Consider the following 12616-nt stretch of genomic DNA (forward strand, 5'->3'; position numbering starts at 1 on the left):
TCTTCTTGGAGATTTTGGTCGGGGCAGTCATCAAGCAAGCCGTGAAGCGATCGTCATGAACGTGGTGCGGTTAGCGCGGTATTGGCGATATCGAGTCTAGTTGGCTTTTTGCCAGCCAATGCAACATCCGGAAGCAAATCCCCCCATGGCGATCGGGCGGGCAGGGCTTAACCTGACGGCTCCCTTGGCCAACGTGGAGACCGTTTGATGAATACCCGGGGATTGCTCGACCAGTTGCTCAAGTCCGGCCAGGACTTGCTCGCCAGCCAGGCCGGCAAGGGCAGCTCTGGCAAGCCAGGCGCCAGTGCCGGCGGCCTTGGCAGCCTGCTTTCCGGTGCCGGTGGCGGCGCCCTGGCGGCGGGCGCCATGGGTTTGCTGCTGGGCAACAAGAAAGCCCGCAAATATGGCGGCAAGGCCCTCACCTATGGCGGCCTGGCCGCGCTCGGTGTGCTGGCCTACAAGGCCTACGGCAACTGGCAGGCGCGCCAGCAGGTGGCCGCCACCGAGCCACAGACCCTCGACCGCCTGCCGCCGGCCCAGGCCGAGCTGCACAGCCAGGCGGTGCTGCGGGCGCTGGTGGCGGCGGCCAAGTCCGATGGCCATATCGACGAACGCGAGCGTGCGCTGATCGAGGGTGAATTCACCCGCCTGGACAACGACCGCGAGTTGCAGCACTGGCTGCATGCCGAGCTGAACAAGCCGCTGGATCCGGCCGAAGTGGCCCGTGCCGCGCAAACGCCGGAAATGGCCGCCGAGATGTATCTGGCCAGCGTGATGATGGTCGACCAGGAAAACTTCATGGAGCGCGCCTACCTGGACGAACTGGCCCGCCAGCTGCGCCTGGACCCGGCCCTGCGGCAGGAACTGGAAAGCCAGGCAAGGCTTGCCGCCGGCCAGTGACGGGGGCTGCGTTGCAGCCCATCGCCGGCAAGCCGGCTCCCACAGGGATCGCACATGGCTTGCCGGCGATTGGCCGCACAGCGGCCCCAATGGCGTTGGGCACAAATGACCGGTCTGTCGGCAAGGTTACCTGGTTACCCCACATTTCAGCCGCATGAGCACTGGGCGCCTGGGCTATACTTCGGCGATTTTTCCCGCTCGTTGTGAATTCCTGAGGGCTGAATGTGAAGAACTGGACCTTGCGCCAACGGATCCTGGCAAGTTTCGCCGTGATCATCGCCATCATGCTGCTGATGATCGTGGCCGCCTACTCGCGGTTGGTGACCATCGCATCCGCCGAGCAGGCAGTGGGGACCGACAGCATTCCCGGCCTCTACTACAGCTCGATGATCCGCAGTGCCTGGGTCGACAGTTACGTCACCAGCCAGCAGCTGGTGGGGCTGTCCAACCACCGCGAATTCACCTCGGCCGACGCGGAGCTGTTCAAGAGCTTCCAGGACCGCCTGAAAGAGCACATGGCCAGCTACCAGGGCACCATTCAGGATGATGACGACCAGGCGCGCTTCGACGCCTTCATCCAGATGGAAGTTGCCTACCTCAAGATCGTCGACCAGGTGCTGGAAGCCTATCGACAGCGCAACTACGCGGAAGCCCAGCGGTTGATCACCGATGTGCTCACCCCAGCCTGGCTCGAAGGCCGCAAGCACCTGAACGAAGTGATCGAGCACAACCGCGCCTCCGCCGACGCCGACACCAACGAGATTGTCGGCGCCGTGAGCACGGCCAAGGGCAGCATGATAGTTTCGCTGCTGCTGGCGATCATCGCCGCCGGTATCTGCGGCCTGTTGCTGATGCGCGCCATCACCGCGCCCATGCAGCGCATTGTCCATGCCCTCGACAAACTGCGCTCCGGCGACCTGAGCATGCGCCTGAGCCTGGACCGCAAGGACGAGTTCGGCGCCATCGAAAGCGGCTTCAACGAAATGGCCGAGGCCCTGGCCAACCTGGTGGCCCAGGCCCAGCGTTCGTCGGTGCAGGTGACCACCTCGGTGACCGAAATCGCCGCAACCTCCAAGCAACAGCAGGCCACCGCCACCGAAACGGCCGCCACCACCACCGAAATCGGCGCCACCTCGCGGGAAATCGCCGCCACTTCGCGTGACCTGGTGCGCACCATGACCGAAGTCACCTCGGCCGCCGACCAGGCCTCCAGCCTGGCCGGTTCCGGCCAGCAGGGCCTGGCACGCATGGAAGAAACCATGCACCAGGTGATGGGCGCCGCCGACCTGGTCAACGCCAAGCTGGGCATCCTCAACGAAAAGGCCAGCAACATCACCCAGATGGTGGTGACCATCGTCAAGGTCGCCGACCAGACCAACCTGCTGTCGCTCAACGCTGCCATCGAAGCGGAAAAGGCCGGCGAGTACGGCCGCGGCTTTGCCGTGGTAGCCACCGAAGTGCGCCGCCTGGCCGACCAGACCGCCGTGGCCACCTACGATATCGAGCAGATGGTGCGCGAGATCCAGTCGGCGGTGTCGGCCGGGGTCATGGGCATGGACAAGTTTTCCGAAGAAGTGCGCCGCGGCATGTTCGAGGTGCAGCAAGTGGGCGAACAGCTCAGCCAGATCATCCACCAGGTGCAGGCCTTGGCCCCACGCGTGCTGATGGTCAACGAAGGCATGCAGGCCCAGGCCACCGGTGCCGAGCAGATCAACCAGGCGCTGGCCCAGCTCAGCGATGCTAGCACCCAGACGGTCGAATCGCTGCGCCAGGCCAGTTTCGCCATCGATGAGCTGAGCCAGGTGGCCGCTGGCCTGCGTGGCGGCGTGTCGCGCTTCAAAGTCTGACTGCGATGAACGACTTGCAACCGCGCGCCGCGCGGGCGGTCAACGCCAAGGGGGCGTTGTACCTGCAGTTTCGCATCCGGGAGCAACGCTTTGCCCTGAGCGTGCACGAGGTGATCGAGGTGCTGCCGCGCCAGCCGCTCAAACCGATCGCCAAGGCGCCTGCCTGGGTCGCAGGCATCCTTGCACACCGGGGCCTGCTGGTACCGGTGGTCGACCTGGCGGCATTGAGCTTCGGCCAGCCGGCGGCGCAGCGCACCAGTACCCGCCTGGTGCTGGTGCACTACCGAGGCGGCCTGCAGCTTGGCCTGATCCTGGAACAGGCCACCGAAACCCTGCGTTGCCACCCCGACGAGTTCCAGCCGTATGGCGTGGATAGCGGTGAAGCCCCGTACCTGGGGCCGGTGCGTCAGGACGAGCAGGGCTTGTTGCAGCGCATCGAAGTCAACGACCTGCTGCCCGATGCCGTGCACGAGTTGCTGTACGCGGATGATCCGACAGGGATGCCGACATGAACGAACAGCATTTTTTCCGCTTCCTGCGTGAACGCATCGGCCTGGACGTGGAGTCGGTGGGCGCGCCCATGGTCGAGCGTGCGCTGCGCCAGCGCTGCGTGGCCGTGAACGCTGCGGACCTGGATGATTACTGGCTGCACCTGCAGCAGTCGATGGATGAGCAACAGGCGCTGATCGAAGCGGTCATCGTCCCGGAAACCTGGTTCTTCCGTTACCCCGAATCCTTCACCGCCTTGGCCAGCCTGGCGCACAAGCGCTTGGCCGAGCTGGCCGGGGCGCGCCCGCTGCGTTTGCTCAGCCTGCCTTGCTCGACCGGCGAGGAACCCTATTCGCTGGCCATGGCCTTGCTCGATGCCGGTATCGCGCCGGGGGCGTTCATGATCGACGGCATGGACATCAGCCCCAGTTCCGTGGCCAAGGCCGGGCAGGCCGTGTACGGGCGCAATGCCTTCCGTGGCAGCGACCTGGGCTTTCGCGAGCGTTACTTCGATGCCCTCGACGAAGGCCACCTCCTGCATGAGCGGGTGCGCGAGCAAGTCAGCCTGCAGGTGGGCAACGTGCTCGACCCGGCGCTGGCCAGCCGCGATGGACTGTACGACTTCGTGTTCTGCCGTAACCTGCTGATCTATTTCGACGTGCCGACCCAACAACGGGTGTTCGAAGTGCTCAAGCGCTTGTTGCACCCACAGGGTGTGCTGTTCATCGGCCCGGCCGAAGGCAGCTTGCTGGCGCGATTGGGCATGCGCCCGCTGGGGATTGCCCAGTCGTTCGCCTACGTGCGCCAGGAGGGTGGCGGCGCTGCGCTGGCTACGCCCCCGGTCCAGCCCTTGCGGCGCACATCGCCAGCACCGGCCAAGCCAGGCTATCCGTTACCGAGCGCAGCGTCGCCGCGCCCACTGCGGGTGCTGCCCGTTGCCGCCAAGCCAGCGCCCGTGCGCGAGCACAAGCGCGAGGAGGCAAGCGAGTTGCTGGCCAGCATTGCCCGGCTTGCCAATGCCGGCGCCAGCGAGCAGGCCCGTGCCGAATGCCAGCGCTACCTGGGCCAGTTCGCGCCTTCGGCGCAGGTTTACTACTGGCTGGGGCTGCTCAGCGATACCGAAGGCGATGCGCAGCAGGCACTGACCCACTATCGTAAAGCCCTGTACCTGGAACCGCAGCACCCCGAGGCGCTGGTGCACCTGGCGGCCTTGTTGGCGGCCCAGGGCGACCTGGCCGGTGCCCGGCGCCTTCAGGAACGCGCCGCGCGGGTTGGTCGGGAGTCTGAACGATGAAGGAATCCGCGATGCAATTGCTCGCCGAGGATGACGCGCACATCGACGACTGCTGGAACCGCATTGGCGTGCACGGCGACAAGCAGTGCCCGCTGCTGGAACGTCACGTTCACTGCCGCAACTGCGAGGTATATGCCGCAGCGGCCACACGCCTGCTCGACCGCTACGCGCTGATGCAGGACCACCAGGCTGCCGTGGCGCCACCGGTCGAGGAAAACACCGGCCGCTCCATGCTGCTGTTCCGCCTGGGCGAAGAGTGGCTGGCGCTGGCCACCGCCTGCCTGGCCGAAATTGCCCCGCTGCAGGCGGTGCATTCGCTGCCGCACCAGCGCTCGCGAGTGTTGCAGGGGGTGGCCAACGTGCGCGGTGCGCTGGTGCCGTGCCTGTCACTGGCCGACCTGCTGGGTGTGCAGGCCAGCGCTGCCGAGCAACGTGGCGGCCGGGCGATGCCACGCATGCTGATCCTGGCCGCGGATGGCGGGCCGGTGGTGATGGCGGTCGAGGAAATCGACGGCATTCACCGGCTCGACCCGCTGCTGCTGGGCAGCGGCCAGGACGCCTCCCACTTCACCGCAGCGGTCCTGCAATGGCGTGGCCGCAGCGTGCGGGTGCTGGACGATCAACACTTACTGTCTGCCGTGCAGCGGAGCCTGTCATGACCCCAGAGCAAATGCGCGACGCATCGTTGCTCGAACTGTTCAGCCTGGAGGCCGAGGCGCAGACCCAGGTGCTCAGCGTCGGCCTGATGGCGCTGGAGCGTAATCCCACGCAGGCCGACCAGCTTGAGGCTTGCATGCGCGCGGCCCACTCGCTGAAGGGCGCGGCGCGGATTGTCGGGGTGGACGCTGGCGTCAGCGTCGCCCACGTCATGGAGGACTGCCTGGTGGCCGCCCAGGAGGGCCGCCTGCGCCTGAGCGCCGAGCATATCGATGCCCTGTTGCAGGGCACCGACCTGTTGATGCGCATCGCCACGCCTGGCGATGCCGGGGCGCAGGCGACCCTGCCGGTGTTCCTTGCGCAAATGGCCAACCTGCTCGACCCGGGGGCGGCAGCCGTGCCCCCCGCGCCGCCAGCCGTGCCAGCGCTGCCGGAAGCGCCGGTGCAAACCGTGCAAGCCGAACCTTTGCCGCTGCCTGTCGAACCCTTGGAGCCCGAGCCCGAGCCCGAGCTGGCCCCACGTCGCAAGGCCGGCAAGCGCACTGGCGAAGGTACGGAGCGGGTGCTGCGGGTCACCGCCGATCGCCTCAACAGCCTGCTCGACCTGTCCAGCAAGTCGCTGGTGGAAACCCAGCGGCTCAAGCCTTACCTGGCCACCCTGCAGCGCCTCAAGCGCATGCACGGCCAAGGCATGCAGGCGCTTGATGGCCTGCGCATGCAACTGGAGGACAGTGGCCAGAGCAGCGAGGTGCTCGAAGCCCTGGCACAGACCCAGCGCCTGCTGGCGGAAACCCAGCAGATCCTGCAGCAGCAGGCTGCCGACCTGGACGAGTTCGGCTGGCAGGCCAGCCAGCGCGCACAATTGCTGTACGACACCGCGCTGGCCTGCCGGATGCGGCCGTTTGCCGATGTGCTGACCGGCCAGAGCCGCATGGTGCGCGACCTTGGCCGTTCGCTGGGCAAGCCGGTGCGGCTGTTGGTGGAAGGGGACAAGACCCAGGTCGACCGCGATGTGCTGGAAAAGCTCGAAGCACCGCTGACCCACCTGTTGCGCAATGCGGTCGACCACGGCATCGAGCTGCCCGAGCGGCGCCTGCTGGCGGGCAAGGCGGAGGAGGGGGTGATCCGCCTGCGGGCCTCGCACCAGGCCGGAATGCTCAGCCTGGAACTGATCGACGACGGTGCCGGCATCGACCTCGAGCGCCTGCGCAGCAGCATTGTCGGGCGTGCCCTGTCGCCCGCCGACACGGTGGCGCGGATGAGCGAGGCAGAGTTGCTGACGTTCCTGTTCTTGCCCGGTTTCAGCCTGCGCGACAAGGTCACCGAGGTGTCCGGGCGCGGCGTGGGCCTGGATGCGGTGCAGCACATGATCCGTGAACTGCGCGGTTCTATCGAGCTGACCCAGCTGGCCGGGCAGGGCTGCCGTTTCCACCTGCAGGTGCCACTGACCCTGTCGGTGGTGCGCAGCCTGGTGGTCGAGGTGGGCGGCGAGGCCTATGCCTTCCCGCTCGCTCATATCGAACGCACGCTGGAAGTGAGCGCCGAAGAGATCGTGCAGATCGAGGGGCGCCAGCACTTCTGGCACGAAGGCCGGCACATCGGCCTGGTGGCGGCCAGCCAACTGCTCAACCGCCCGGCCGGGCAAACGCAGGAGAGCAGCCTGCGGGTAGTGGTGATCCGCGAGCGCGAGCAACTGTACGGCGTGGCCGTGGAGCGGCTGGTGGGCGAGCGGGTGCTGGTGGTGATGCCGCTCGACCCACGGCTGGGCAAGGTGCAGGACATTTCTTCCGGTGCTTTGCTCGACGATGGCTCGGTGGTGCTGATCGTCGATGTCGAGGACCTGCTGCGCTCGGTGGAGAAACTGCTCAGCACCGGCAGCCTGGAACGCATCGAACGCGGCAGCAGCGGCGCCCGTGGCGTGGCGCGCCAGCGCATCCTGGTGGTCGACGATTCGCTGACCGTGCGAGAACTGCAGCGCAAGCTGCTTGGCAACCGTGGCTACGACGTGGCCGTGGCGGTGGATGGCATGGACGGCTGGAACGCCTTGCGTGGCGAGGACTTCGACCTGCTGATCACCGACATCGACATGCCGCGCATGGACGGCATCGAGCTGGTCACCCTGGTGCGCCGCGACCAGCGCCTGCAATCGCTGCCGGTGATGGTGGTGTCCTACAAGGACCGTGAGGAAGACCGACGGCGTGGCCTGGATGCCGGCGCCGACTACTATTTGGCAAAGGCCAGTTTCCATGACGATGCGTTGCTGGATGCTGTGGTTGAGCTGATCGGAGGTGCTCAGGGATGAAGATCGCCATCGTCAACGACATGCCCATGGCCGTGGAGGCGCTGCGCCGGGCGGTCGCCCTGGAGCCGGCGCACGAGGTGGTATGGGTGGCCAGCAATGGCGCCGAGGCGGTGCAGCGCTGCACCGAACAGCAGCCAGACCTGATCCTCATGGACCTGATCATGCCGGTCATGGATGGCGTCGAGGCCACCCGGCGGATCATGGCCGAAACCCCATGCGCCATCGTCATCGTCACGGTTGACCGCAAGCAGAACGTGCACCGGGTGTTCGAGGCCATGGGCTACGGCGCCCTCGACGTGGTAGACACGCCGGCGCTGGGCGCGGGCGATCCCCGTGAAGCGGCGGCGCCACTGCTGCGCAAAATCCTCAATATCGGCTGGCTGATCGGCCAGCAACGTGCGCCTGCCGCCCGCCCGGTGGCCACGCCGCTGCGCGAGGCTTCCCAGCGCCGCGGCCTGGTGGCGATCGGCTCGTCGGCAGGTGGCCCGGCGGCGCTGGAAGTGTTGCTGCAGGGCCTGCCGGCGGCGTTTCCGGCGGCCATCGTGCTGGTCCAGCATGTGGACCAGGTGTTTGCCGCGGGCATGGCCGAATGGCTCAGCAGCGCTGCCGGGCTGCCGGTGCGCCTGGCCCGGGAAGGCGAGCCGCCGCAGCCGGGGCAGGTGTTGCTGGCCGGCACCAATCACCACATCCGCCTGCTACAGAACGGCCAACTGGCCTACACTGCCGAACCTGTCAATGAAATTTACCGGCCCTCGATCGATGTGTTCTTCGAGAGTGTGGCGCGCTATTGGACCGGCGATGCGGTGGGCGTGTTGCTTACCGGCATGGGCCGCGATGGTGCCCAGGGCCTGAAGCTGATGCGCCAGCAGGGCTTCCTGACCATTGCCCAGGACCAGGCCAGCAGTGCGGTGTACGGGATGCCCAAGGCCGCTGCGGCCATCGATGCCGCAGTGGAAATCCGCCCGCTGGAACGCATAGCCGGGCGCTTGATGGAATTTTTCGCAAAATGACGAAGTGTATTGAATCACGCCGCCAGGCCGGCAGTGATCGGGTGAACAGGTATGAATGATTTACCGATCGAAGGTTTCACGACCCCCAACGAGAACTCGGCGATGGTGCTGCTGGTCGACGACCAGGCCATGATCGGCGAGGCGGTGCGGCGTGGCCTGGCCCATGAAGAGAACATCGACTTCCACTTCTGCGCCGACCCGCACCAGGCGGTGGCCCAGGCCGTGCGCATCAAGCCCACGGTGATCCTGCAGGACCTGATCATGCCTGGCCTGGACGGGCTGACCCTGGTGCGTGAATACCGCAACAACCCGGCGACCCAGGATATCCCGATCATCGTCCTGTCGACCAAGGAAGACCCGCTGGTCAAGAGCGCGGCCTTTGCTGCCGGGGCCAACGATTACCTGGTCAAGCTGCCGGACACCATCGAGCTGGTGGCGCGCATCCGCTATCACTCGCGTTCCTACCTTACCCTGTTGCAGCGCGACGAGGCCTACCGCGCCCTGCGCGTCAGCCAGCAGCAACTGCTCGATACCAACCTGATGCTGCAGCGGCTGATGAACTCCGATGGCCTGACCGGGTTGTCCAACCGCCGCCACTTCGACGAGTACCTGGAACTGGAATGGCGCCGGGCCATGCGTGAGCAGCAGCAGTTGTCGCTGCTGATGATCGACGTGGACTACTTCAAGGCCTACAACGACAGCTTCGGCCACCTTGCCGGTGACGAGGCCTTGCGCCAGGTGGCCGAGGCGATCCGCGGCTCGTGCTCGCGGCCGACCGACCTGCCGGCGCGCTATGGTGGCGAGGAATTCGTCCTGGTATTGCCCAACACCACGCCGGGCGGGGCACGCCTGGTGGCCGAGAAGCTGCGCCAGACCGTGCTCGGCCTGGGCATCCCGCACACCGCGCCGGTGCCCGACTCGTATCTGACCGTGAGCATTGGCCTGGCCACCCAGACTCCGTCCATCGGCAGCCATAGCCGGCAACTGATCTCGGCTGCGGACAAAGGCCTGTACCAGGCCAAGAATGGCGGGCGCAACCAGGTTGGCATCGCCTGACAGGGCCTCATCGCCGGCAAGCCAGCTCCCACAGGTACAGCGCATGCCTGAGACCTGCGCTGTACCTGTGGGAGCTGGCTTGCCGGCGATAGGCCGGGGCAGGCGTTCACCTCATTCTGCCGACACCACTTCTACCGCCCGGCGGGTCTGCCGCCCTGCGGCGGACTCGGTTATACTCGCAGGCTTTTCACCGAATTCGTGCGAGTAGCCAGCCCATGGAAATCCAACCGATCCTGAACACCATCAAGGACCTCACCGAGCGTTCCCAGTCCATTCGGGGGTATCTTTGACTACGATCACAAGCATGACCGCCTGATCGAAGTCAACCGCGAGCTGGAAGACCCCAACGTCTGGAACAAGCCCGAGTACGCCCAGGCCCTGGGCCGCGAGCGTGCCATGCTGGCACAGGTCGTCGAGACCCTGGACAAGCTGTCCGGTGGCCTGGCCGACTGCCAGGACCTGCTCGACATGGCCGTCGAGGAAAATGACGAAGGCGCCGTCGGCGACGTCGTGACCGAACTGGAAGGCCTGGAAGAAAAACTGGCCCAGCTCGAGTTCCGTCGCATGTTCAGCGGCGAGATGGACATGAACAACGCCTACCTGGACATCCAGGCCGGCTCCGGTGGTACCGAGGCGCAGGACTGGGCCAACATCCTGCTGCGCATGTACCTGCGCTGGGCCGACAAGCGTGGTTTCGATGCCACCATCATCGAGCTTTCCGAAGGTGAAGTCGCCGGCATCAAGGGCGCTACCGTGCATATCAAGGGCGAGTACGCCTTCGGCTGGCTGCGCACCGAGATCGGCGTGCACCGCCTGGTACGCAAGAGCCCGTTCGACTCCGGTGCCCGTCGCCACACCTCGTTCTCGGCGGTGTTCGTGTCGCCCGAGATCGACGACAAGGTCGAGATCGAGATCAACCCGGCCGACCTGCGTATCGACACCTACCGTTCCTCCGGTGCCGGTGGTCAGCACGTGAACACCACCGACTCGGCGGTGCGTATTACCCACGTACCGACCAACACCGTGGTGGCTTGCCAGAACGAACGCTCCCAGCACGCCAACAAGGACACCGCCATGAAAATGCTGCGGGCCAAGTTGTACGAGCTGGAAATGCAGAAGCGCAATGCCGCCTCGCAGGCGCTGGAAGACAGCAAGTCGGACATCGGCTGGGGCCACCAGATCCGCTCCTACGTGCTGGATGACTCGCGTATCAAGGACCTGCGTACCGGTGTCGAGCGCAGCGACTGCCAGAAGGTGCTGGACGGCGACCTCGACCAGTACCTGGAAGCGAGCCTCAAGCAGGGGCTGTAAACCGCACACAACCGCCGCGGTACCTGGCCTGGGGCCGGTATCGCGTGCCCTGCCCGAAAGGGGCACCGAACACCTGATGGAAAGAATGACGAAATGAGCGACCTCAAGACCGAAGCGCAAGACCTGCAACAGGAAGAAAACGCCCTGATCGCCCTGCGCAAGGAAAAGCTTGCCGCCGAGCGCGCCAAGGGCAATGCCTTCCCCAATGACTTCCGTCGCGACAGCTACTGCAACGACCTGCAGAAGCAGTATGCGGACAAGACCAAGGAAGAACTGGAAGCTGCAGCGATTCCGGTCAAGGTTGCCGGCCGCATCATGCTCAACCGCGGCTCGTTCATGGTCATTCAGGACATGACCGGCCGTATCCAGGTCTATGTCAACCGCAAGACCCTGCCGGAAGAAACCCTGGCCGCGGTCAAGACCTGGGACCTGGGCGACATCATCAGCGCCGAAGGCACCCTGGCCCGTTCCGGCAAGGGCGACCTGTACGTCGAAATGACCAACGTGCGTCTGCTGACCAAGTCGCTGCGCCCGCTGCCCGACAAGCACCACGGCCTGACCGACACCGAGCAGCGCTACCGCCAGCGTTACGTCGACCTGATGGTCAATGAAGAAACCCGCCACACCTTCCGTGTGCGTTCGCAGGTGATCTCGCACATCCGCAAGTTCCTCATCGAGCGCGACTTCCTCGAAGTCGAGACGCCGATGCTGCAAACCATCCCGGGTGGTGCTGCGGCCAAGCCGTTCGAAACCCACCACAACGCCCTGGACATGGCCATGTTCTTGCGTATCGCGCCGGAGCTGTACCTCAAGCGCCTGGTGGTTGGTGGCTTCGAGAAGGTGTTCGAGATCAACCGCAACTTCCGTAACGAAGGCGTTTCGACTCGTCACAACCCTGAATTCACCATGCTCGAGTTCTACCAGGCCTACGCCGACTACCGCGACAACATGGACCTCACCGAGGAACTGTTCCGCGAGCTGGCGCAGCTGGTACTGGGCACTACCGACGTGCCGTACGGCGACAAGGTGTTCCACTTCGGCGAGCCGTTCGCCCGCCTGTCGGTATTCGACTCGATCCTCAAGTACAACCCGGAGCTGACCGCTGCCGACCTGCAGGACGTCGACCGCGCCCGCGACATCGCCAAAAAGGCCGGCGCCAAGGTGCTGGGCCACGAAGGCCTGGGCAAGCTGCAGGTGATGATTTTCGAAGAGCTGGTCGAGCACAAGCTGGAGCAGCCGCACTTCATTACCGAGTACCCGTTCGAAGTGTCGCCGCTGGCCCGTCGCAACGACGACAACCCGGCTGTTACCGACCGTTTCGAGCTGTTCATCGGTGGCCGCGAGATCGCCAACGCCTACTCCGAGCTCAACGATGCCGAAGACCAGGCCGAGCGCTTCCTGGCCCAGGTGGCCGAGAAGGACGCCGGTGACGACGAAGCCATGCACTACGACGCCGACTTCGTTCGCGCCCTGGAGTACGGCATGCCGCCGACTGCAGGTGAAGGCATCGGCATCGACCGCCTGGTGATGCTGCTGACCAACTCGCCGTCGATCCGCGACGTGATCCTGTTCCCGCACATGCGTCCGCAGGCCTGAGTGAATTGAACGAGCCGCCTTTCGAGGCGGCTTTTTCTTGCCCGTACACTTGAATTGCCTGTACCGGCCCTTTCGCGGCTAAAGCCGCTCCCACAGGGACCCCACTACCCTCAGGCTGGTGCGGTCCCTGTGGGAGCGGCTTTAGCCGCGAAGA

General features: G+C 65.5%; 10 protein-coding genes. All 10 read left to right on the forward strand.

Going from position 1 to position 12616, the window contains the following annotated elements; genetic code table 11:
• The first annotated feature begins 207 nt into the window (after positions 1 to 207).
• Positions 208 to 900, forward strand: a complete 693-nt coding sequence (locus ABX298_RS16220; protein ID WP_367393348.1) for a tellurite resistance TerB family protein — start codon at positions 208 to 210, stop codon at positions 898 to 900.
• 224 nt (positions 901 to 1124) lie between these two features.
• Positions 1125 to 2747 (forward strand): methyl-accepting chemotaxis protein, encoded by a 1623-nt coding sequence (locus tag ABX298_RS16225; RefSeq protein ID WP_075043956.1) that lies wholly within the window; start codon positions 1125 to 1127, stop codon positions 2745 to 2747.
• Positions 2748 to 2752: 5 nt separating this feature from the next.
• Positions 2753 to 3259, forward strand: a complete 507-nt coding sequence (locus ABX298_RS16230) for a chemotaxis protein CheW (RefSeq protein ID WP_025337931.1) — start codon at positions 2753 to 2755, stop codon at positions 3257 to 3259.
• Positions 3256 to 4530, forward strand: a complete 1275-nt coding sequence (locus ABX298_RS16235) for a CheR family methyltransferase (RefSeq protein WP_367393349.1) — start codon at positions 3256 to 3258, stop codon at positions 4528 to 4530. Before ABX298_RS16230 ends, ABX298_RS16235 begins: the two co-directional genes overlap by 4 nt.
• Positions 4527 to 5189 (forward strand): chemotaxis protein CheW, encoded by a 663-nt coding sequence (locus tag ABX298_RS16240; RefSeq protein ID WP_084785060.1) that lies wholly within the window; start codon positions 4527 to 4529, stop codon positions 5187 to 5189. Before ABX298_RS16235 ends, ABX298_RS16240 begins: the two co-directional genes overlap by 4 nt.
• On the forward strand, positions 5186 to 7489 hold the full coding sequence (locus ABX298_RS16245; protein ID WP_075043959.1) for a hybrid sensor histidine kinase/response regulator: 2304 nt from the start codon (positions 5186 to 5188) through the stop codon (positions 7487 to 7489). The genes ABX298_RS16240 and ABX298_RS16245 overlap by 4 nt, the downstream gene beginning before the upstream one ends.
• A complete protein-coding gene (gene wspF / locus ABX298_RS16250) occupies positions 7486 to 8499 on the forward strand; it encodes a Wsp signal transduction system protein-glutamate methylesterase WspF (RefSeq protein ID WP_075043960.1) in 1014 nt (337 codons plus the stop codon). Before ABX298_RS16245 ends, wspF begins: the two co-directional genes overlap by 4 nt.
• Before the next feature lie 51 nt (positions 8500 to 8550).
• Positions 8551 to 9555 carry a Wsp signal transduction system regulator diguanylate cyclase WspR gene (gene wspR / locus ABX298_RS16255; RefSeq protein ID WP_085618259.1) on the forward strand — a complete coding sequence of 335 codons (1005 nt, stop codon included), beginning with the start codon at positions 8551 to 8553 and terminating at the stop codon, positions 9553 to 9555.
• Positions 9556 to 9770: 215 nt separating this feature from the next.
• A protein-coding gene (prfB, locus tag ABX298_RS16260) for a peptide chain release factor 2 (RefSeq protein ID WP_108480361.1) occupies positions 9771 to 10866 on the forward strand; the annotation gives its coding sequence in 2 pieces (ribosomal slippage) (positions 9771 to 9842 and positions 9844 to 10866; 1095 coding nt in all).
• A gap of 93 nt (positions 10867 to 10959) precedes the next feature.
• A complete protein-coding gene (lysS, locus tag ABX298_RS16265) occupies positions 10960 to 12462 on the forward strand; it encodes a lysine--tRNA ligase (protein ID WP_013971217.1) in 1503 nt (500 codons plus the stop codon).
• The last annotated feature ends 154 nt before the right edge of the window (positions 12463 to 12616 follow it).

The sequence above is a fragment of the Pseudomonas sp. X4 genome, from assembly GCF_040784925.1.
Classification (GTDB): Bacteria; Pseudomonadota; Gammaproteobacteria; order Pseudomonadales; family Pseudomonadaceae; genus Aquipseudomonas; species Aquipseudomonas putida_Z.